A 20,564-nucleotide genomic window follows, 5' to 3' on the forward strand; every position below is an offset into this window, starting at 1 on the left:
ATTATAATTGCGGGGTTATCGATCAACGGATTTTCTGTGATGTCTAGCGCAAAACACGCCAAAGTGATGATTCTGGGCTCCGGCCCCGCCGGCTACACCGCCGCCGTCTACGCCGCCCGGGCCAATCTGTCGCCCGTGCTCATCACCGGCCTCGAGCAAGGCGGCCAGCTGATGACCACGACCGACGTGGACAATTGGCCGGCGGACGTGCACGGCGTGCAGGGCCCCGACCTGATGCAGCGGTTCATGGAACACGCCCAGCGCTTCAACACCGAAATGGTGTTCGACACCATCGCCAAGGTGGACCTGTCCCAGCGGCCCTTCGTCCTCACGGGCGACACCGGCGAAACCTATACCTGCGACAGCCTCGTCATCGCCACCGGGGCGTCGGCCCAATACCTGGGCCTGCCCTCCGAGCAGGCCTTCATGGGGCGCGGCGTGTCGGCCTGCGCGACCTGCGACGGGTTCTTCTACAAGAACCAGGACGCGGTGGTGATCGGCGGCGGCAACACCGCCGTCGAGGAAGCCCTCTACCTGTCGAACATCTGCCGCACGGTCACCCTGGTGCACCGCCGCGACAAGTTCCGTGCCGAGCCCATCCTGGTGGACAAGCTCATGGACAAGGTGAACAACGGCAATATGCGCCTGAAGCTGTTCCACGAACTCGACGAAGTCCTGGGCGACGACTCGGGCGTGACCGGCGTGCGCCTGCGCAACAACCAGACGGGCGGCACCGAGGACCTGGCCGTGACCGGCACCTTCATCGCCATCGGCCACAAGCCCAATACGGCGATCTTCGAGGGCCAGCTCGACATGGAGAACGGCTATATCGTCACCCGCAGCGGCCTGCAGGGGCTGGCGACCATGACCTCGGTGCCGGGCGTATTCGCCGCCGGCGACGTCATGGACCACGTCTACCGCCAGGCCATCACCAGCGCGGGCACCGGCTGCATGGCCGCGCTCGACGCGCAACGCTGGCTGGAGAATGAAGGCCTCTAAAGCAGGCCTGGCCGAGCTCGAGCGCCTGCGCGCCGAAGCCGCCCTGGATCCAGCCGACCGGGCTCTGTTTCGCCAGGCCGTGCGCTTCGTCCAACCCCTGCGAAGCGCCACGGTCCGGGCGCCCGGCCCCTCACGCCTGGCCCCCGAGGACTGGCTGCGGGCGCGCCGCGCCCATGCCGCCGGCCAACCGGACCCCGCGCCGGCGCCCACCGCCCCGCTCGCCACGCGCGGGCTGCCGGCGGCCGCCCCGTACGATCCGGAAGCCCGCCACTTCCTCCATGCCGGCTGCGGGCCGGACCTGCTGCGCGGCCTGCGGCGCGGAAAATGGCCCATCGAGGCCACCCTGGACCTGCATGGCAGCACACTCGAGCACATGGACGAGCGCATGGACCGGTTTCTGGCATCCTGCCTGGATCACGGCATCCGCTGCGTCCGCATCATCCACGGCAAGGGCCACGGCTCGCGCACCGGCGTCGCCATCCTCAAGGATGCCGTACGCAGGCGTTTGACGCGGCTCGATGCCGTCCAGGCCTGGATTCAATGCGACGAGCCCGCAGGCGGGGCCGGCGCCGTCATGGCTTTGCTGCGCCAACCACCGTCCAAGGACACCCCATGAACTGGATCCTGTTGGGCTTCGCCATCCTGGCCGAAGTCATCGCAACCTCGGCCCTCAAGGCCTCGGACGGATTTACCCGGCCGCTGCCGGCGGCCGTCACCGCCGTCGGCTACGCCATCGCCTTCTATTTGCTGGCGCTGACCCTGAAGACCATACCCGTAGGCATTGCCTATGCGGTGTGGTCGGGTGCGGGGATCGTGGCGATCGCCCTGATCGGCTATTTCTTTTTCCACCAGGCGCTGGACGGGCCGGCCCTGTTGGGCATCGGCCTGATCCTGGCGGGCGTCATCGTCCTGAACGTGTTTTCGAAGTCGGGCGGGCACTGAGGCGTGCCGCCCTTGCCGCCTCAGGCGGACGCCAGCACGCCCGCATCGCAGGGCATGAGGCGCCGGTAGAAATTCGGCAGGGCGAACAGGGCGCCATGCACCTCGGGGTTGTAGTATTGCAGGTCCTCGACGCCACGCACCTCGAGGCGGGCTGCAACGTCGGCGGCGGGCAGCGTCACCGGATCAAGGGTGTCGGAGGCCACGGCCAGGGACCAGTACGAGCCGTACAGCGGAATATGCAAGCCATAGCCGCGCACGTGCTCGAACGTCCGGCCCAGTGCCTCCGCCAGGCCCCTCACCTGGTCCGGCTCGTGGAAGGGGGAGCCCAGGTGCAGCACCAACGCACCGCCGGGCGCCAGGATGCGCCGGCAATGGGCGAAGAATGACTCGGTATACAGGGGCCCCGCCGGGGTCTCGGGATCAGTGAGGTCCAGGTACACCAGGTCGAAGCGTTCCGCCGTATCACGGACGAAGGCCGCGCCGTCGCCGATCCGCACGTTGGCGCGCGGGTCGTCCAGGCTGCCGTGATTGATGCGGCCCAGATGCCGGCGCGCCACGTCCACCACCCCGCCGTCGAGTTCGACCAGCGTGGCCTGGATGCCCGGATGCTTCAGCAGTTCTTCGAGGGCACCGCCGTCGCCGCCGCCCACGATCAGGGCGCGGCGGGGATCCGGATGGGCGATCGCCGCCGGGTGGATCAAGGCCTCGTGGTAGAAAAACTCGTCCGCCTCGGAAGTCATCAGGCTGCCGTCCAGCCGCAGGGTCAACCCCAATTCGTCGGATTCGAGCAGCTCGAGGTGCTGGTAATCGGTGCGCTGGTCCAGCAGGCGCCGCGCAAAGCGAAAACCATACACGCTGTCCTCATTCAGGGATTCCAGCAGCAGTTCGCCGCCGGCGCGGGCGGGCCCGTCGCGGTCGCCGCGCATGATGCGCTCGCGCTGCGATTCGCGGGCCTGGAATGCGCTTTCGAGGGCGCCCATGAGGCGCTCGGCCTTGTCCGAATTGTCGGCCTCGAAGTTGCACACGTAGACATCCAGCGTGACGCCCCGGCGCTCGGGCCAGGTATGCAGGGCCAGATGGGATTCGGCCAGCAACAGGGTCCCCGTCACCCCGCCCGGCTGGCCCTGGTAATCGGGAAACACGTGCCATTTCTCGCCGACGATCGTGAGGCCGGCCGCCAGCGTCGCCTCCCGGCACAGGCCGGCAAGCGCCTCGGCGTCGGTCATCAGCAAACCATCACAGTCGCAGCGATAGAGATCCGCAGTGAGATGCAGGCCTTGCATGGTGTGCTCCTAGTCGGGGTCCCGCGCCGGGCGCGCGCGGAAAGGAAAAGCCGATATGCGGCATGGCGCCGCCCCAGGGCCACAGCACGAGGGGCTGGCGGCCAGGAAACCATAGATTATACACAAAGACAGCGAGTTGCCGGCCAAAGCCGGATATACCCGACAAATGACGGCGGGATGCGCAATGCGCGCAATCCAGGGGTTCGCCCTCGCCGCATATCCACGGGCCTGAAATGGAACGGGGCCGACGATTTTGTCGTCGGCCCCGCCAAGATTCTATTTGTTATGGGTACTGCCAGATTTACGCCGTATCTTCGGCTGTGCCCAAGCAGGGCTGTCTCCTCACCTGCATGAACCGCATTATGCACGGCGCATCTAAATGTGACACTTAGGGAATGCACCTAGGTGCGGTACGTCTGACGGGCGCAGCCGACCGAACGGGCTCTCGACGTCGAGGTGATCGCATACATCATGTCGAGCGATGACATGGACCTACCGGCAGAACGAGTGACAGGCGCTATGCAAGGTGTACGCGGTTACGGCCCGCCGCCTTCGCGCGGTAAAGCGCAGTGTCCGCCAGAGCCAGCGCGTCGTGTATGTCCGTGCCATGCTCCGGATAGCAGGCCACCCCGAGGGAAATGGTCACGCTGCCCGCATTGTCGAAAGCAGTCCTTTCGATGGCAGACCGCAAGCGTTCTGCAAAGTGCTGGGCTGGGCCGACTCCCGAATCCGGCAACAAGATCACGAATTCTTCGCCCCCCATGCGGGCGACCACGTCTTCGCTACGGGCTTCAGCCATGATCGACGCGGTAATGGCTTTGAGGACCTCGTCGCCCACGGCGTGGCCGTATTCATCATTGACTGCCTTGAAGTGATCGACGTCGACCATCACGACGGCTGCGTTTCTCTCTTCCTCCATGATTCGTTCCATGGCAGTGTCCAGGCCACGGCGGTTGAGGGCGCCGGTCAGCGGATCCGTCGTTCCTTCGATATGGAGCTGGCGCATCCGACTGCCAATGGCCGAAAAGCTCCGCATCAGCCCTTTTCGGATCAGGGCGGCCTCGAGGTACCAACCTTTGATAGACCGTATGCGCGAGAAGTTCGCGGAATCACCCAGGTTGGCGGCGACTTCTGCGAGCTCACGTAAAGGGCGGGCAATAAATCGAGATAACCACCAGATCGCCAGCAGACTCAGAATAACCACCGGCAAGGAGTAATAGAGCGTGCGCAAGAACAGTTCGTCAATATTCGATAATGCGACCTCCGTGGGCCGGTGAGCAACGACGCCCCAACTCGGAGACGGGATGGGTGCGTAGCTGACAAGCTGGTCCTTAGCGCCGCTCTCGATGGTGCGCTCGGTTCCGACTTCGCCGCGCAGCACTGCAGAGACGGGCTTCGAGCCCTTGAACGAAGTTCCGATCAGCTCCGGGTCCGGATGGTAAACCACCGCCCCTGTTTCATCGACGATATAGAAGTAAGATCTGTCTTGATAGTGAAGTTTATTCAGCGCGTTTTGCAGTGCGCTGCCCCCTTGCAGATACACTGCGCCCCCAACGAATCCGGCATAACGTCCATCCGTGAGGATGGGATAGGAAATAAGGATCAGCCACCGGTTGCCGGGCCCTCTGAACGCGCCGCTGATTGCTGCGGAATCTTGTGCCTCGAGCAGTGCCCGGGCTTGTGATGCTTGCAAATAGCTGCCCACCCGGAATTCCCCCGCGGGTTCAGCGGCGAAAATTTTCCCTGTCGAGTCGACTGCAATAACAGCGTTGAAGGTGTCGGTGACACTGGAGACCTGATCCAGTTCCTTTTGTGTGGCGGCAGGGTCGAGCCGACTCTCACCGACGTCCAGCGCGGCGGCAGCGAGTGCCTGTGTAGACTTTTCAAGGAACGAATCGGTGACGCGTGAAAGTTTCTCAGCGTAGCTGCGGTTCGCATCCAGGCTGTGCTGAAGCAGCAAACCGCGCTGAACCTGGTAAGCGGCATGCAAGCTATTCGCCAAGGCCAAAAATACGAAGAACATACACATCCACAGGATAAGGCGTCGTAGGTCGACACGAAAAAACGAACCAGGGATGTCGTTCGGGTTACTCTGGGCCATTGACGGGAAAGGTTAAGTTCGGCGATGGTCGCCATTCTAGCAATGAAGTCGGGTGGCGGGACTTGCACCCGCAGGAGTGCGCCCATGCTGGGCGCACAAAGCAAAGGCCCCACCCTCCCAAGAAGAGTGGGGCCCGGACCAGCCAGCCTTGCGGCCGGCTAAAGATCCAACAGGCTTATCACATATTGTCGATCAAAACCTGTAATCTTGCTTTATGTTCATATAAATCAGATGGATATAACTTAGATATCGCCATCATGGCCCCAAATATGGCCCCGCTTGCGAAAAAGCCAGCTATGCACCTGGTGGGCTGCGCGTTGAACACCTGACAACCTGTATACGCGAGCAATGATACCGTCATTTGACCCCCCGATAAATCATGGATCAAGGTAAAATGCATGAAACATCAACGGAGTTTCATGCGTTTTTGATCGTACCATGAGTACACACCACCTCGACAACCTACCTCAGAAGGGCTCGGCGGCAGCGCTGGCCCACTATCTTCGTGCTGGACATGTCTACCGGCGCGAAGACCTGACGCGCCTGTCGTCTGCGGTGGACCGCGACCTAGGCAAGCTGGTAGCTGCCGGACGACTGAAAAAACTGGCACAGGGCCTGTACCATGCACCGAAGTCTTCGCGCTTCGGGCTGCTGCCCCCGGAGGACGGTCAAGTCGTGCAATCCTTTCTACGCGGCGACAAGGATTTCCTGCTGTTCTCACCATCCGCCTACAACACGGTAGGCCTGGGCACTACGCAGCTATACAACCGCACGCTGGTCTACAACCGTAAGCGCCACGGCGTCTTCAAGCTGGGCAACCGGGAATTCGATTTCCGCGTAAAACCCCGCTTTCCCCATCAGCTGACGCCTGAATTCCTGTTCGTTGACCTGCTCAACAACCTGGACGAACTGGCCGAAGATCGCGATGACGTTCTGGATCGCGCCCGAACGCTGTGGCCCGCCCGCGTATCCCCCAAACTGCTTCAAGCCGCTGAACTGTACGGCAACGCAGCCACCCGCAAACACGTCAAGGCCTGGATGGATGAGCTCGTTCCTGCATGAACTCCCCGATTTCAGGGATCTGATCCTGGTCGTCGCTGATCAGAAGGGCATAGACCCCAGCCTGGTGGAAAAGGACTACTGGATCATGCATTGCCTGTGGGGGTTGCAGGCCCAGGGCTTCCAGTTCGAGTTGAAGGGCGGCACATCCCTGTCCAAAGGCTTTGGCATCATCCACCGATTCTCGGAAGACATCGACATCCGGATCGAACCACCGGACGACGTCAAGGTGATGACGGGTCGGAATCACGACCGGCCCGCCCACATCGCCTCACGGGGCGCGTATTACGACATGCTGACCGAGCGCATTCGCATTCCCGGTATCGGAAGCATCACGCGCGACAAACAGTTTGATGACCCGAAGCTGCGCAGCGCCGGGATACGTCTCTTCTATGACACGCAGACGCCGCAGGTGGCGGGCATCAAGGAAGGGATACTGCTGGAACTGGGCTTTGACGACACAGCCCCAAATCGCGCAGTGACCATTTCATCCTGGGCGCTGGATACTGCGTTCAAGCACGGGGTGTCGGTCACCGATAATCGAGCGGTGGATGTCCTGTGCTACGCACCCACTCATACCTTTGTCGAGAAGCTGCAGACGATTTCCACCAAGTTCCGGCAGCTTCAGGCTTCGAACCAGTTTCCGGCCAATTTCCTGCGCCACTACTACGATGTGTACTGCCTGCTGGCGCTGGACGAGATTCAGGACTTCATGCGGCAACCCGCTTATGTCGCCCGCAAGGCCCAGCGCTTTCGCACAGGCGATGAGCAAGTCATCGCCCACAACCCCGCCTTTATCTTCAACGACCCTGAACTGCTGCAACGCTTCACGCAGGAATTTCACAAAACAGCGGGCCTGTACTACCAGGAACAACTGACCTTTCCGGATCTGATCCAGCGGATTCACGAAAATCTGGGGATCATGTAAACCGGAGCAACCTTCGAACAGGTGCCCCATGAACGAACCTCTCTCCGAGCTCATCCGCATCCGGGTGACCCCGTCCCATGCTGCGCGCCTGGGCGAGGCGGCAGCCCTATCGGGGCTGTCCCTGTCCAACTACATTCGTCGTCGCTTGGTGGCTGACGACAACCTGCAGGAAGAACTGACGCTTTTGCGCCAGATCGTGGCCGACCTGGGCCAGCTGCGCGACACCCACCGGGCTGCCGTGGAAACCGTGCACCTGGTCCGCGCCATGGCCAGGCCTGAACAGATAGACCTGGCACGGCAGAACCTGCAGCGCTTGCGCTGACCACTCCTCGGCCCGATTGCGGCCACCTGCTTTTCTCTTTTCCCCCTTCCCCGGAGACACCCCCCATGCAAACCCTTCCCGTCTTGCGGGCTGGGGCGCTGGCGTTCGCCTGCGCTCTGGCTCCAGCTGCCCATGCGACCGACTCTGCCGATCTGCTGACCGGTATCCCGCGTCTGGCCTGCGAAGCCACGCTGTGCTTGTCCTCCAGCTTGCGGCCTGGTGAATGCAGTCCGTCCCTCGACCATTATTTCGGCATCAAGCGATTCAACCGCCGTGGTCTGGACTGGGACGCTACTGTTGCTGCCCGCCGGTCCTTTCTGGGCCAGTGCCCAGCCGCAGCCGATCCCGGCATGCCCGAACGGGTGGAGGCCATCTCGCACGGCGCGGGCAAGTGTGATGCCGACTACCTGAACCGCAGCTATGCCGACACCGCCTACAAATGGCGCAAGCGCGGCTATCGATACGATGCCGCGACCGGCAATCAGGAGCCCGTCTATGAAGTTCAGACGCTGTCCACGGTAACGCTGACTCAGCTGCCGACCTGGTGCGTCGCCTACAACGATCACGACTGGACCTATGAACTGTCCGTGCGCTATGTGGGCAGACCCACGATGGGTGGGCGCTGGGTCAAGGCCGAAGACTACGAGGCGGCCAAGGCTCGCTGGGATGCCGATCATGGCGGTCAGTGGGCCCAGGGCTGGAACTTCTCGATGTCTGACCCCAGGCAGCGTGGCAGTCTTTGAAGGTGGTCATCCATGCTTGCTGAACTGACCGCCCTGGCCCTGGCCTGCGCACCCAACATCCACCCAATCACGCTCGATGCACTGATCCGTCACGAGTCTGGTGCTCGGCAGTATGCCATTGGCGTGAACCACAAGGGCAAGGCCTTATCCCAGCAACCGCACGATCTGGAAGCAGCCAACCAGGCAGCTGAAAAGCTGATTGCCCAAGGCATCGACTTCGATGCGGGTCTTGGCCAGATCAATGTGCGCAACTGGGACTGGTTGGGCCTTACCAGCACCACGGTCTTCGATCCCTGCCGGAATCTGGCGGCCGCCCAGATGGTGCTGTCCGATTGCTATGCCAGGGCGCTGAATAGTCATCGGGACCAGCAGCAAGCCCTGCGGGCTGCACTGTCCTGCTACAACACGGGCAATTTTCACCGGGGCTTTGCCAATGGCTATGTGGGCAAGGTGCTAGCCCAGGCCGGGATCCAGGTACCGGCCCTAAAACCCGTGGCCCATCCGGGCGGCCCATCGGTGGAGCCAGCAGCCGCTGCAGAAACAGGCACTGCCGCATCACATCCGGCCGCCATAACGGCGGGCAACGATCCGGAAAATCCAGATCGCTCACCCAATCAGCGAGACGAATCCGCGGAAACCACCCTTCCGGGCGCACCGGACGGCTTCACTGCCTATCCCACAGCCGACGGCTTTTCCCACTCGCCCGACTGATCCAGACCGCTGACCAGGCCATCAAACCTGCTTCAGACCTGACCCGGTCACTTCCCATTCCTTTTCCCATCACCCCAGCGCACCGCAGCGCCTGGGGCAGGAGCCATGCCATGCCGATACTGCAACGCATCAAAATCAAGACACTTCAAGGACGATTCGCCCGCACTCTGGCGACACTCTGGATACTGGCGGCAGGCCATCAGGAGGCATTGGCCCAGTCCATGGGTGGCCTTTCACGCGCTCAGACGACGCTGCAAACGCTCAAGGACAATCTGGACGTGATCCTGCCGATTGCCGCCGTGATCATCGGCGTCATCATCTTCGTGCTGTATTCCGCTGAAGTCATGCGCAAGGACGACGCCATCCGCTGGGGCATCGGCGTGCTGCTCGCGGGCTCCGCTGCGGAACTGGTCGTGCTGCTCTGGAAGTAAGCCATGGCAGCGCACACCACCAGCACACGGTCAGGTCACCCCGATTCCACCGCCCAGACACCCGCTACCCACCAAAATCCCAACACCTACCCCGTGTTCAAGGGCCTGGGGCGCAAGGCGACCTTCATGGGCATTCCCACGACGCTCATGCTCGGGGCCTTTGTCTGCATCGCGGTCATAGCCATGACGGCAGGTCTCGCCTGGTGGGGGTTGCTCTTTGTGGTGATGCCCGCTCTGGCCATTCTCACCCGCGACGACGACAAGGCGCTCGACGTTCTGTGGCTGGAGCTCAAGACCCGCCGCATGAACCGCAACCAGCGCTTCTGGCGCGGATCCAGCTACGCCCCCCAGGGCTATCACCGTGATCGCCCCTGGCGCAGCCTTATTCACCGAAGGAATCACCCATGACAGCAGCTGCAGCTCTCGCCGTCGATGAACGGCTGGTTTCCCGCTACCTGCCCTATTCCCACCACGTCACAGACCACATCATCGCGTGCGACAACCATGAATACCTGGCGGTCATCAAAGTGGCAGGCCGTGCCCCGGACGCCTACGCCCAGGCGGAACTGAAAGCATGGATCGAAGCCCTGCATAACGTGCTGCGCGGCCTGCCCATGGGTTCGTTGGGTCTCTATTCGCACATCATCCGCAGGCGCGTCACGGAATACCCGGATAGCACCTTTGCGCAGCCCTTTGCCGCCCAGTTCGATGCGGCCTACCGGGCGACGTTCGACGCCTCGGGCCTCATGGTGAACGACCTGTACCTGACGGTGTTGGTTCATCCAGTGGAAGATCCTGTGCTGGGCACCTTCGCCAGCCTGGAGAAAGCCAACGAGCAGCGCCTGGCGCACTGGCAGGCCGAGTCCATCGAGCGGCTGACCAACACCTTGCGGGCGTTGACTGCAGGCCTGTACCGCTACGATCCGCAGATCCTCGGCATCGTGGACCGCAACGGTCTGGCCTTCAGTGAAACCGCTGAACTCCTGGGCTTCCTGCTCTTGGGCCTCCACCGGCCCATCGCAATCAGCCGGGAGCGCCTGCGCGAAACCCTACCCCATGCGCGGCCGATTTTCGGGCGGCACGGGGAGTTGGGCGAACTGCGCACCGTGGCCGGATCCCGGATCTTTGGCATGATGGAACTGCGCGACTATCCCGAGGCCACCAAGCCTGGCCACCTGGACCGCTTGCTTGGCCTGCCCCATGAATTCGTGCTCACCCAGTCCTGGGGCAGCCACACGGGTGCCGCAGCCAAAAAGCTCGTGAAAAAGCACCACAAGCTGCTGGTCGATTCAGGCGACGATTCGGCCAGCCAAGTCGCACAGCTCTCGGACGTGATGGATGACCTGACTTCGGCCCGCCTGGGGCTGGGGGATCACCACGCAACAATCCTCATCTACGGCGAAACAGCCGAAGGCGTGCGCCAGGCGCTCGCCCAAACAGCCACGGCCCTGGCCGAAGATGCCGTGGGTTTTCGGCCACTGGATCGGGCTCTGGAAGCGGGGTTCTGGGCGCAGCTGCCGGGCAACTGGCACTGGCGGCCCCGGCCGGTACCAGTCACCTCACTGAATTTCCTGTGCTTTTCCAGCCTGCATAACCAGCTGACTGGCAAGCCCGCAGGCAACCCCTGGGGGCCGGCGGTCACCATGCTGAAGACCCAGACCGGATCGCCCTTTTTCTTCAACTTTCACGCCTCCACCGAAGACCTGGACGAGACGGGCAAGCGGCGACCTGGCAACACCATGATCATCGGCATGACGGGCACCGGCAAAACCGTGCTGCAGGGGATGCTGCTCACCCAAGCCCAGAAGTTTGGCGCAACCTGCGTGGTCTGGGACAAGGACCAGGGCATGCAGGTGCTCATCATGGCGCTGGGCGGGCACTACTTCAACATCCGCCTGGGCGAAGCCACTGGCTGGAACCCGTTTCAGATGGAGCCCACCAAGGGCAACATCGCCTTCATGGTGCGTCTGGTGGTGTTCCTGGCCGAACGTCGGGGCGAAGCAGTCAGCACCCGTCAGCGGGCCGACATCACCCAGGCGGTGCAGCAGCTGGTGACGCTCATCGACCGGCCTGCCCGGACCTTGTCTACCCTGAACACCTTGCTACCCAACCCCTACAGCGAGGACGAGTCGCACAGCACCATCCATGCGCGGCTGGCCCCCTGGTGTCAGGGCGGGGAGTATGGCTGGGTGTTCGACAATCCCGGCGATCACCTGGATCTGGAGACCACGAGCGGCAAGCCTGCGATCTTCGGGTTCGATCTGACTGAACTGCTGGACGATGATGACGTGCGCGGGGCCGCCACCCTGTATCTGAAGCATCGGATCGACGCCCTGCACGACGGGCGGCGCATCATCAATCTGTACGACGAGTGCCAGCATCCCTTAAAGGACGCACATTTTCAGGAGTCCATGCAGGACGCGAGCCGCACGATCCGCAAAAAGAACGGCGTGTTGGCCTTTGCCACCCAGGAACCGGGGGCCATCACTGGAAACCCCGTAGGGCCGTCACTCGTGCAGCAGACCGCAACGCTCATCCTCTTGCCCAACCCCAAGGCCCGCGCCCGCGATTACATCGAAGGGTTCGGCCTGACGCCTGCAGAATTCGCCCTGCTGCAAAGCCTGGGTGAAGCCAGCCGCACATTCCTGGTCAAGCAAGGGGCAAGTGTCACCGTCGCGCAGCTCGACCTGTCTGGCTGCGAAGACGAGCTGCTGGTCTTCTCTGGTAGCCCCGACATGGCCGAGATTGCGGAACAGGCGGTGACTCAGGCGGGGCCGGATCCCGCCGCCTGGTTGCCGGTCTATCTGGCTGCTGTCCGACAGGCCCACTGTTAAGCGGTTCGGCCACCGACGCCCGCAGCAGGCAGCTTCACAAAGCCTGCCAGATCATTTTCGTGACGCCACGAAGATGATCCGCCACGGGCCACCATTACAAGGAAACCACACCATGAAGCATGAACGCCATGCTCAGGATCGGCTGCGCGCGGACGAATTGCGCCGCCAGGATCTGGAGCAGTCAAAACAAAACGATCTGCAATCAGCCCGGGGGCATCACCACGACCCCGCCTTTTATGACCGCCTGGACCTGACTGGCCCCGCACTGGAATCCGATCCCCCGGAAGAGCGCTTCCTGATTTCGATCTATGGCGAACGCTGGACACCGGAAGATCGGGAGGCAGGCCAATTCAGCGAAGGCACCGCCGAGATCGAACGCGAAGTCGTCGATGCCGACGAATTGCAGCGCATCGGCCAGGACTACGGCCTGGATCTACCTTCTGCCTCCGATCCCCGGCACACGCCGTATCTCTGGTTTTCGTCCAGCACCCCTCGCGAGGACCAGGAATATTTCGAGGAAGGTGTACACAAGTATTACAGCCTGCACATCCACGCAGTGGATGGCCATCAGCCGGAACCGGTGGACATCCAGCGTGTGGCTGATTTGATAGGCGTGCGCTTCGATCACCCTCTGCAGCTGCAGGCACCGACGCATGAACAGGAGGGCCCCGACCTATGTCTGTAACCCCCGCAAACCTCGATCGGCCACCCACCGCCGACGAAGCCATGGGCATGGCTTGGTGGAACATCCTGAAACCATCGGAACGCGCGACCTGGCTTACAAAAGCTGGGCCCGCCTGCAGCGTGGCTGATGCCTGGGCCGCCTTCAAACGGCACCAGGCGACCTCCACCAACCCCTCACCACAGGACACCCCATGAATCGACGACATTTCATTGCCGCTACCGGCGCCACCCTGCTGACTCTCCTGGCCGGATGCAAGACGGAACCGGATGGGGAGAAGTTCGTGGGGTATTGGCAGGCTGACAAAGGCAACCACCCGGCACTCATTCATATCACACGCAACGGCGACAGCTTTCTCTTCAAAGAGACTGCATGGAGCATCGTCGGAAAGGTGGGGTACCGCACCCGCACTGTACCCGCCGTCATCAAGGACGCTGAAAACGTATTGGTCGTAGCCGACACGCTTCACCTGGCCTACGACGAAAAGGAAGACGCCATCGTGTCGGGCCGCACAAAGGCCCACCGCATTACCGAAGCGCAATACCAAAGCGTCATCAACAAGAGCTGACCCGCTCGGGCAGCCTCACTTCACGCATCCCACAGGCCGATGCCCGTCGGCCACCTGTAATCATTCCAGGAGTATTCCCATGACACGCTGCAAGCTGCTTGCGGCGGGCATCGCCCTGTCCGCTGCTTTTATGACCCCTGCCCACGCCAGTGGCATCCCCACTATCGATGCCGCCACCATCGCCCAGCTGCAGGAACAGCTGCTCACTGCTCGGGACCAGCTGAAGAACCTGACCGAACAGCTGGCCACCGCCAAAAGCCAGTTGGCTGCCTTCACCCAGTCCAGCGGCTATGGCAACGTCGTGGGCAATCCCGACATCCGTAACCAGCTGCGTGCAGCTCTGCCCGCCAGTGCGCAGGATCTGCTGGACCGGTCTGGCGGATCCAGCCTGGATGGGGACGTGAACCGCATCACCGATCAGGTGATGGGCCCAGTAAATTTTCAGGAAGATCGCCAGGCCCTGTCCAAACGGGCGCTGAACATCGAGGCCACGTCCAAGGCCATGAGCGAAAGGGCCTACGACTCCATGACCCGACGCCTGGCCAATGTGGACGCCCTGCAGGACAAGATCAACCAGACCACCAACCCCAAGGAAATCGCGGAGCTCCAAGCACGCATCCAGATCGAACAGGCCAATATCCAGGCCGAACAGGCCCGGATCCAGCTTGCCTCCCAGCAGCTGGAAGCCGAACGCAATCTGCTGCAGGCTCGTGCTGAACACGTCTACGGCGGCTGGTTCGGAAATGCCAACAAAGCTGGTGATACCACTGGCACGACCGAGTAAGGCAGCATCATGTCTGGCCTGACTCCCCCTATCAGCCCTCCCACGGCACCCAGCGACATTGCGCAATGGGTCATGACCCAGACCGAGAATGTCCTGAGTGATGCGGTCAACAGTCCCATGCAAGCTTTATTCGAGGCCCTGATGCCGGTCATTGTCGTGGGGCTCACCCTGCAGTTCGTGATCTACGCCTTTGCCCTGATGCACGGACAGGGCGGTATGACCGTCACGGAGTTCTTTCGCAAGGCTATCCTGGTGGTCATCATTTCCCTGTTCTTCGGCGCTGGTGGGCTGTACCAGAACGACATTGCCAAAGTCATGATCGCCCTGCCAGACGACGTGACTGAGCTCGCGATGGGCACAGACAATGTGGCCCAGGAAGTAGACAAACTCCAGAACGAAAGCAGCAAGACCTCGAACATCATGCTGGGTGCCGATGAAGATGGAGCTGTGCTGGGATTTCTTCCTTCCACATGGAAGATTCTTGTCAGCATCCTGGCCACTCTGGTACGCATCAACGCCGCAGTCCTGGGCAGCATCGTGATGGTCATCATTGTGGTCTGCAAGGTGGGCATGGCGCTCGTCGTAGCCGCCGGGCCCATCTTCATTGCGGCCACCCTGTTTGAACCCACCAAGCCGCTTTTCAACAGCTGGGTGTCTCAGGCCTTGAATTTCGTGTTCCTGGCCTTACTGGCCGGCCTCATCTTTGGCCTGATGCTTCAAATGAATATCCAGCTCATCCGCATGATTGCAAGCCAGATCAATGCCGGTGATCAAGACATCTTGTCGCTCTTTGGGGCTCAGATGCTGGTCGGCATCGCCAGCCTGGTCATCATGATCATGCTGCCCGGCTTGGCTGCTGGCCTATCCAACGGCTTCGGTGCCCGTCTGGGCATCGGCGCAGCCGCCCATGGGGCCTTCTCGGTGCTGCGCCTGCGCAGCATGTTGCGCCCCCGCGCCAAGTAATCCCCTCCGGGCCAGCCGACGGCTCGGTCTTCCCCCCCATCTCTGATCCGCCCGCCGCACCCGGCAGGCCAGGAGCCTTTGACCCATGAAATCCCTCATCGCCGCCCTGGCATTCACAGGGCTGCTGGCTGGCTGCGCCTTTCACGCGCCCCAGCCGCCGCAGCCCGCCGATTCTCCCCGCGTGCCGGTGAACGCCACGCCGCCCTCGTTTGACGGAGTCTGAGCCATGGCCGAATCCATCAAATCCGAAGACATCGCCGCCTACCTGGAGCGCTCCCGAGGCCTGGAACGCGACCATCTGGGCGAACTCATCGCCAGCCGCAAACGGGCCTGGCAGGTGGCGGCCGGTGCTGGCATCCTGGCCCTGGTAGCCGTGGGCGCAGTGCTGGGCCTCACGCCGTTGAAGCAGCCGCCGGAAATGTATGTGGTGCGCGTGGACGATGCCACGGGCAGCATCGAGCATGTCAGCCGTCTGGGCCAGCCGCTGGAAGACTACGGCCAGCGCATCGCCAAGTATTTCCTGAACAGCTATGTGCTGAACTGCGAAGGCTACAGCTGGCAGACCATCCAGGAGCAATTCGATACCTGCGCCCTGCTGTCGTCTCCACCCATTCAGACGGCCTACGGCAAACGCTTTGAAGGCCCGGAGGCCGTTACCACCCGCTTGGGCACCCAGGGCATGGTAGACGTGCAGGTGCACTCCATCACCCTGGGGGCCAACCAGGCCGCCATCGTGCGCTTTTCCAAGACCGAACGCGACGTGACCACGGGCGAGACCACCAAGGTGCGGCATCTCATCGCCACCATGGCCTACCAGTACGTCGATGTGCCGCTCACCGAAGCCGTGGCCCGGCGCAATCCGCTGGGCTTTCAGGTGACGAGCTATGACCTGGCGGCCGACCTGTCCCGGTAAAGCAGCCCCCGCATCAGAAGGAAATCCCATGTTTGACCACCTCCCCAGCCGTCAGGCACTGGCCGTGATGCTGAGCCTGGCGATTGCAGGGCCCGCCTTGGCCCTGGAAACCCCCAGAGCCTCGCGCCTGGATCATCGCGTGCGCACCGTGAACTACAACGCGGCCGACGTGATCCAGCTGGATGCCGTAATCGGTGTGGCCACCCACATCGTGCTGGCCCCAGAAGAGCGCTACGTCTATCACGTCTTCGGTGACAGCCAGGCCTATGCCTTCACCTACAAAGACAATCATCTGTTCTTCAAGCCCACGGCCGAGGACGCGAACACCAACTTGATCGTGGTGACCGACCAGCGCGATTACAGCTTTCGGCTGTCCTACAGCGACAGCCGCAGCGCCCCGGCCCTCTACAAGTTGGTCATCCGTTACCCGGACGCAGAAGCCCGCAAACGCGACCAGGTCGCCCAGCAAGCCGCCATCGAGCGATCCCTGCAGGCAACCCCCACCCGCGTGAACTGGCTTGCCTACACGCGAAGTGGCGACACCGCCATTGCCCCGGTCCACGCCTGGGACGATGGCCGCCAGACCTGGCTGCAGTTTGCCCCTGGCGCAGACATCCCGGCGGTCTATCGAGTGACACCCGACGGTCAGGAAGTCATCACCAATTTCCACATGGCAGACGACCGCACCATGGTGCTGCATCGCACTTCGGCCCTGTGGCATCTGCGCCTGGGCGATCTGGTGCTGGCCATCCACAACGAGACCTACGGCGCAACGCCACCACCGGCGCATACCGGGACGACATCGCCTGCCGTGCAGCGCCGGGTGAAGCAAGCCCCAGCAAGGAATATCCCATGAACGATGAACAACCCCACCCGAAGCTAGAGCGCGAGCCGCTGGAGCGCGAACCCCTGGACCTGAGCGACACCGGCCGCAGTGCCCCGCGCGGTGCCCGGGCCTTTCTGTGGCTCACCCTCCTCGTGGCCTTTGCAGTTGCCGCAGGCGTGCTGTTCAAGGCCTGGAGCCGCGATACGGAGAAGACCAGCGCCACGGGCCTGGAAGCTGACCAAAGCGGCATCACCAACCGCCTGACAGCCCCCAAGGTCGAACGCCCGGCCCCAACGCCCAAGCCCGAGACTCCGGCACCAGCCGCGGAGCCGAACCGTTCTTATTATGTGCCGCCTCCCATGCCTGCCGCACCGCCTCCCGTGGATGAAGTCGCCCAGCGCAGGCTCACGAGCCCCCTGAATGCTGGTGCCGCCGACGGCGGCGCTGCAGTCAGCCACGCCACGGGGCCCAGCGGGCCGCTGGCCGACGCCGGACCGCTTGCCGACAAGCTACGGCCCCTGGAGCTCGCCCCGTCTGTCGCGGGCCAACTGGGTGACCGCAATTTCCTGCTCACCCAGGGCACCATGATCGACTGCACGCTGCAAACCAAGCTGGTCAGCACCCAGGCGGGGCTGTTGACCTGCCTGGCGACCCACGACGTGATGAGCACCAACGGCAAAGTGAAGCTGATCGACGCCGGAACCAAGTTCACGGGCTATCAGTCCGGCGGTATCGTGCAGGGCCAAGCCCGCGCCTTTGTCACCTGGAACCGGCTGGAAACTCCAGCAGGCGTCATCGTGAACCTCGGGTCACCGGGTACGGGACCCTTGGGCGAAGCTGGCCTGGATGGCCATATCGACAATCATTTCTGGCAGCGCTTTGGCAATGCCATCCTGCTCTCACTGGTCGGTGACTTCGGCAGCTGGGCGGCCAATCAGGGGCAGTCCGGCAGCAACAACATCCGGTTCGATAACACCCGAGAAGGCGGCCAGGAAGTTGTGGCCAAGATCCTGGAAAAGTCGCTCGACATCCCTCCCACCCTCTACAAGAACCAGGGCACACGCATCGGCATCATGGTCGCGCGTGACCTGGACTTCAGCCAAGTCTATGACCTTGAACCCATCCCCTGAGCCGCTGCCCTTTGACCGGGCGATTGCGGTCAAGACCTTTTTGCGGCCGCTCGCCCCCCACCTGGCCGATCCCGCAGTCACCGAGATCGCCATCGTGCGGGCAGGTGAGCTCTACACCCGCATCCGTGGGACCTGGCTGCTGCACGAGTGCGAGATGCTGACCTACCCGCACCTGGAAGCCCTGGCCACGGCCCTGGCGGCCTACAACCACATGGCCAAAGCACCAATTCTGTCGGTGCTGCTGCCGGGCGGCGAACGCGGTCAGATCGTGCAGCCCCCGGCCTGCCTGGATGGGACGATGGCCATCAACATCCGCAAGCACACCCAGGCGGCCTTCACGCTGGATGAACTGCAGGCCCAGGGGGCTTTTGAATCGGTGACGGACACAGCAGCCGCATGCAGTGCAGGCGGTTTGTCTGACATCGACCGAGAACTGATGGCGCTCAAATCAGCAGGCGACATCCCCGCCTTCCTGAACGCGGCCATTCAGGCGCGCAAGAACCTGGTCGTTGCCGGTGCCACGGGATCTGGCAAGACAACCTTCGCCCGGTCGCTTATTGACCGGGTGCCCATCCACGAACGCCTTATCACCATCGAGGACGTGCATGAACTCATCCTCCCACGCCACCGCAACTGCATCCATCTCATGTATGGCGGCACGCGAGGCCGTGTGTCGGCCACCGACAGCCTGGCCGCCTGCATGCGCCTATCCCCGGACCGGATCTTTCTGGCTGAACTGCGTGGGCCCGAGACCTGGGACTACCTGGCCGCCTTGAACACTGGCCATCCAGGGTCGGTCACGACCACCCACGCCAACGGTGCAGCCGATACCTTCGACCGACTGGCCGTGCTCATCAAACAGTCGCCCACGGGTGGAAACTTGGACCTGGCCACCATCCAGGCCTTCCTGCGCCAGACCGTGGACATCGTGCTGTATTTCGAGCGGTTCCGGTTGAAGGAACTGTGGTTCGAGCCGCGACGGCTTGGGCCTGGGTAAGGCACCCCTCTCATTCATCCACGGCCTGCAGCCCCGTCTGCTGGCCCTATCCCCCCTGTACCCGTGTGAGGCACTGCACACGACCAGGCAGGCCTTATCCGGGCCTGTCTGGAGCTTTTTCATGCTGACCCACACCAGCCGCCTAACCCGATCCCCAGCTGCCGCAGCCAAGCGCCTGGAAGACGCCATGCGCTTTGCCCACCGTAAGGCCGCAGAGGCCAAAACCCAGTCACCCACCGCAGGGCTCGATATCCGGCCCTTCATCGTGCCCGGTATTTCCGAAACCTCCCGTGCCATTCCCAACCATATCGCCCGCTCTGGCATCTTTGCACCCATCCGGCGCGGGGCCAGCATCATGCACAAGGAAACCGTCTTTCTGTCCGCCCGCAACATCCAGATTACGGGCAGCGGCGAGCAGTTATCCGAAGACCATGCCGATATCTGGATGCACGCTATGTACCTGCAAGCCACCAGCCCCGCAGGTCAGCGGCCCATCGTAAACCGCGCGGATTTTCTGCGCGGGATCGGGCGCAATACCAGTGGGGCCAGCTACCAGTGGCTGCATGAAGGCATGAAGGATCTAGCCCGTTTTACCCTGTGCATCGAAGCCAGGCGGCCAGATGGCTCAGCCAAATACAGCTTTGGCATGCATCCGGCCTGCCGGGTACTGCCCATGATGGGCGGCTTTGACTACGCAGATGGCGTCTACACCCTGGTGATCGACCCACGCTGGGCGCAGATCTTCGGCAACCGGGAATATGCCCTGATTGACTGGGAGACGCGCCAGAAACTGCGCGGCAATCTCGCCCGCAGCCTGCAACGCCTGATCGCCACCTCCGCCGACACGCAGCAGCGCTACAGCCTGCAGTGGCTGAAGGATCGTGCGCATCACACCGGACATCTGAGAAATTTCCGTGCCGCCTTGCTCAAGGCACTGGAAGAACTGACAGATCTGAACTTGATCGCCAGCCCCCAGATCGGACTGGAAAAAGGCCGGGAAGTGGCCAGCTGGGTCCGAAATAACGGCCGGTCAGCATCGTAATAACAAGGCGCTCAAGAGCCTGACACCAGGACCAAAAATCAACCGAAATCAGCCTGTGGATAAGCTATTCCAGCCATCGTAATAAGAAGGCGGGCGCATCGTAATAACAAGGCGCTTTATCGTAATAAGAAGGCGTTTTCGTCGTAATAAGAAGGCGGGCACAAGTGCTGAAACGCAGCATTCATGCGGGTTTTCAGCCGTCCAAATCATGCTCTACCTTTCTTCTACCTTATCTCTACCAGAAGCGGTCTGTGGATAAGTCCGTCTGCCATCAGACCTGATCGCCTCATCCCCAGTCCATCTCAG

At 62.4% G+C, this 20,564-nt stretch carries 23 protein-coding genes; 21 read left to right on the top strand and 2 right to left on the bottom strand.

All coding sequences use genetic code 11. The annotated features are described in order from the left end of the window. Positions 1-39 precede the first annotated feature (39 nt). The 3 genes from trxB to OOZ48_RS10410 are packed head-to-tail and all read left to right on the top strand — an operon-like array spanning position 40 to position 1,941. Positions 40-999, top strand: a complete 960-nt coding sequence (gene trxB / locus OOZ48_RS10400; RefSeq protein ID WP_269498016.1) for a thioredoxin-disulfide reductase — start codon at positions 40-42, stop codon at positions 997-999. Next, a complete protein-coding gene (locus OOZ48_RS10405) occupies positions 986-1,615 on the top strand; it encodes a Smr/MutS family protein (protein WP_269498018.1) in 630 nt (209 codons plus the stop codon). The genes trxB and OOZ48_RS10405 overlap by 14 nt, the downstream gene beginning before the upstream one ends. Continuing rightward, complete coding sequence (locus OOZ48_RS10410; protein ID WP_269498019.1) at positions 1,612-1,941, top strand: DMT family transporter; 330 nt, start codon at positions 1,612-1,614, stop codon at positions 1,939-1,941. The genes OOZ48_RS10405 and OOZ48_RS10410 overlap by 4 nt, the downstream gene beginning before the upstream one ends. Positions 1,942-1,961: 20 nt before the next feature. Here OOZ48_RS10410 and speE read toward each other — a convergent pair whose 3' ends face one another. Both speE and OOZ48_RS10420 read right to left on the bottom strand, forming a co-directional pair. Then, a complete protein-coding gene (speE, locus tag OOZ48_RS10415) occupies positions 1,962-3,224 on the bottom strand; it encodes a polyamine aminopropyltransferase (protein ID WP_269498021.1) in 1,263 nt (420 codons plus the stop codon). Positions 3,225-3,741: 517 nt separating this feature from the next. Further along, positions 3,742-5,247, bottom strand: a complete 1,506-nt coding sequence (locus OOZ48_RS10420) for a sensor domain-containing diguanylate cyclase (protein ID WP_269498022.1) — start codon at positions 5,245-5,247, stop codon at positions 3,742-3,744. Between the two features lie 516 nt (positions 5,248-5,763). Here OOZ48_RS10420 and OOZ48_RS10425 point away from each other — a divergent pair. From OOZ48_RS10425 to OOZ48_RS10510, 18 genes are all read left to right on the top strand, one after another. Next, positions 5,764-6,387, top strand: coding sequence for a hypothetical protein (locus OOZ48_RS10425; protein WP_269498023.1), 624 nt, complete (start codon positions 5,764-5,766; stop codon positions 6,385-6,387). After that, on the top strand, positions 6,368-7,312 hold the full coding sequence (locus OOZ48_RS10430; RefSeq protein WP_269498026.1) for a nucleotidyl transferase AbiEii/AbiGii toxin family protein: 945 nt from the start codon (positions 6,368-6,370) through the stop codon (positions 7,310-7,312). The genes OOZ48_RS10425 and OOZ48_RS10430 overlap by 20 nt, the downstream gene beginning before the upstream one ends. A 28-nt stretch (positions 7,313-7,340) precedes the next feature. Further along, positions 7,341-7,634: a plasmid mobilization protein gene (locus tag OOZ48_RS10435; protein ID WP_269498028.1), complete on the top strand. Its 294-nt coding sequence runs from the start codon at positions 7,341-7,343 to the stop codon at positions 7,632-7,634. Between the two features lie 65 nt (positions 7,635-7,699). Continuing rightward, a complete protein-coding gene (locus OOZ48_RS10440) occupies positions 7,700-8,377 on the top strand; it encodes a TrbM/KikA/MpfK family conjugal transfer protein (protein ID WP_269498030.1) in 678 nt (225 codons plus the stop codon). 12 nt (positions 8,378-8,389) lie between these two features. Then, on the top strand, positions 8,390-9,088 hold the full coding sequence (locus OOZ48_RS10445; protein ID WP_269498031.1) for a lytic transglycosylase domain-containing protein: 699 nt from the start codon (positions 8,390-8,392) through the stop codon (positions 9,086-9,088). A 110-nt stretch (positions 9,089-9,198) separates the two neighbouring features. Further along, a complete protein-coding gene (locus tag OOZ48_RS10450) occupies positions 9,199-9,519 on the top strand; it encodes a TrbC/VirB2 family protein (RefSeq protein WP_269498033.1) in 321 nt (106 codons plus the stop codon). Positions 9,520-9,522: 3 nt separating this feature from the next. Further along, positions 9,523-9,927 carry a type IV secretion system protein VirB3 gene (locus tag OOZ48_RS10455; protein ID WP_269498035.1) on the top strand — a complete coding sequence of 135 codons (405 nt, stop codon included), beginning with the start codon at positions 9,523-9,525 and terminating at the stop codon, positions 9,925-9,927. Continuing rightward, entirely contained in the window at positions 9,924-12,353 is a 2,430-nt protein-coding gene (locus OOZ48_RS10460; protein WP_269498036.1) for a VirB4 family type IV secretion/conjugal transfer ATPase, read from the top strand. The genes OOZ48_RS10455 and OOZ48_RS10460 overlap by 4 nt, the downstream gene beginning before the upstream one ends. Before the next feature lie 112 nt (positions 12,354-12,465). Next, positions 12,466-13,038 carry a hypothetical protein gene (locus tag OOZ48_RS10465; protein WP_269498038.1) on the top strand — a complete coding sequence of 191 codons (573 nt, stop codon included), beginning with the start codon at positions 12,466-12,468 and terminating at the stop codon, positions 13,036-13,038. A 190-nt stretch (positions 13,039-13,228) separates the two neighbouring features. After that, on the top strand, positions 13,229-13,603 hold the full coding sequence (locus OOZ48_RS10470) for a hypothetical protein (RefSeq protein WP_269498040.1): 375 nt from the start codon (positions 13,229-13,231) through the stop codon (positions 13,601-13,603). A gap of 79 nt (positions 13,604-13,682) precedes the next feature. Beyond that, positions 13,683-14,387, top strand: coding sequence for a type IV secretion system protein (locus tag OOZ48_RS10475; RefSeq protein ID WP_269498043.1), 705 nt, complete (start codon positions 13,683-13,685; stop codon positions 14,385-14,387). 72 nt (positions 14,388-14,459) lie between these two features. Beyond that, entirely contained in the window at positions 14,460-15,350 is an 891-nt protein-coding gene (locus OOZ48_RS10480; protein WP_269498045.1) for a type IV secretion system protein, read from the top strand. An 85-nt stretch (positions 15,351-15,435) separates the two neighbouring features. After that, complete coding sequence (locus tag OOZ48_RS10485) at positions 15,436-15,573, top strand: conjugal transfer protein (RefSeq protein WP_269498046.1); 138 nt, start codon at positions 15,436-15,438, stop codon at positions 15,571-15,573. Between the two features lie 3 nt (positions 15,574-15,576). Next, complete coding sequence (locus OOZ48_RS10490; protein WP_269498048.1) at positions 15,577-16,263, top strand: virB8 family protein; 687 nt, start codon at positions 15,577-15,579, stop codon at positions 16,261-16,263. A 28-nt stretch (positions 16,264-16,291) separates the two neighbouring features. Beyond that, positions 16,292-17,119 (top strand): TrbG/VirB9 family P-type conjugative transfer protein, encoded by an 828-nt coding sequence (locus OOZ48_RS10495; protein WP_269498050.1) that lies wholly within the window; start codon positions 16,292-16,294, stop codon positions 17,117-17,119. After that, positions 17,116-18,219: a type IV secretion system protein VirB10 gene (gene virB10, locus OOZ48_RS10500; RefSeq protein WP_269498052.1), complete on the top strand. Its 1,104-nt coding sequence runs from the start codon at positions 17,116-17,118 to the stop codon at positions 18,217-18,219. The genes OOZ48_RS10495 and virB10 overlap by 4 nt, the downstream gene beginning before the upstream one ends. Further along, the gene (gene virB11 / locus OOZ48_RS10505) at positions 18,197-19,216 is read left to right on the top strand and encodes a P-type DNA transfer ATPase VirB11 (RefSeq protein ID WP_269498054.1); all 1,020 of its coding nucleotides are present in this window, start codon (positions 18,197-18,199) and stop codon (positions 19,214-19,216) included. The genes virB10 and virB11 overlap by 23 nt, the downstream gene beginning before the upstream one ends. 121 nt (positions 19,217-19,337) lie before the next feature. Beyond that, on the top strand, positions 19,338-20,258 hold the full coding sequence (locus OOZ48_RS10510; protein ID WP_269498055.1) for a TrfA: 921 nt from the start codon (positions 19,338-19,340) through the stop codon (positions 20,256-20,258). Positions 20,259-20,564: the final 306 nt, after the last annotated feature.

Source organism: Castellaniella sp. S9 (genome assembly GCF_027257175.1).
In the GTDB taxonomy this organism is placed as follows: domain Bacteria; phylum Pseudomonadota; class Gammaproteobacteria; order Burkholderiales; family Burkholderiaceae_B; genus Castellaniella.